This is a genomic window from Streptomyces sp. bgisy159 (assembly GCF_057707805.1).
This window is the reverse complement of the sequence record NZ_JBYIQX010000138.1, coordinates 1-544: the sequence shown is the minus strand read 5'-3', so window position 1 is coordinate 544 and position 544 is coordinate 1. Positions and strand designations below refer to the sequence as shown.

At 67.5% G+C, this 544-nt stretch carries 2 protein-coding genes; both read right to left on the bottom strand.

The features are described from left to right. A partial coding sequence (locus AC3ET3_RS36165; RefSeq protein WP_435613742.1) for a transposase occupies positions 1 to 365 on the bottom strand: 365 nt, incomplete at its 3' end. Continuing rightward, positions 269 to 544, bottom strand: coding sequence for a transposase (locus AC3ET3_RS36160; protein WP_435613741.1), 276 nt, complete (start codon positions 542 to 544; stop codon positions 269 to 271). The genes AC3ET3_RS36160 and AC3ET3_RS36165, both read right to left, overlap by 97 nt.

The window sequence follows — 544 nt, the reverse complement described above, 5'->3', positions numbered from 1 at the left end:
ACGACGTAGCGGAGCTTGCCCAGGCCCTGGATGTTCGGGGCACCTCTGCGGGAAATGACCGGCAGGATCCGGCGTTTTCGCAGCTCACGACGGTTGGGGTTGGAGTCGTAGCCCTTGTCGCCGAGCAGGGCTTCGGGCCGTCGGCGGGGTCGGCCGGGACGGCCTGCAACGGGCGGGATGCCGTCGACCAGGGCGAGCGTCTGGGTGACGTCGTTGACGTTGGCCGCCGTGGTGATGACTTTGAACGGGGTGCCGTGTCCGTCGCAGATCAGATGGTGCTTGCTGCCCGTCTTCCGCCGGTCGACCGGCGACGGGCCGGTGTCGGCGCCCCCTTTTTCGCGCGGACATGGGAACCGTCGACGCACGCTCTGGACCAGTCCAGCTCGCCGGCCGCATTCAACTCGGCGAGCAGAATGCGGTGGAGTTGGTCGAAGACCCCGGCCTCCTGCCATCGCTCAAGACGCCGCCAGCAGGTCTGTCCTGAGCCGAACCCCAGCTCCAGGGGCAGGAGTTGCCAGGCTATGTCGTTGTGGAGGACGAACAG